Genomic DNA, 231 nt, shown 5'->3' on the forward strand with positions numbered 1-231 from the left:
CTGGATGTCGCGCCAGCGCTCGAACAGGCCGAGATCGAGGCTGCGCGCCATCGGTCCGGCGATCTCGGCGAGCTGGCCGCCGACCTCGGCCTCCAGCCGGCGCGTCGCCTCGCGGCTCACCAGGAGGGCCAGCGCCAGGGCGGCGAGGAACCCGAGCGTCCCGAAGCCCAGGGCCAGCGCGAGACGCAGCCGCGGCACCTGGGGTGTCCGGCGGCCGGAATCGGCCAAGCC

At 76.2% G+C, this 231-nt stretch carries 1 pseudogene; it reads right to left on the minus strand.

Annotation, left to right across the window (positions count from 1 at the left end):
• Positions 1-198: pseudogene (locus AC0IY0_RS29130) on the minus strand (sensor histidine kinase); the annotation flags it as partial.
• Positions 199-231: the final 33 nt, after the last annotated feature.

It is taken from the genome of Methylobacterium sp. AC315, from assembly GCF_979253755.1.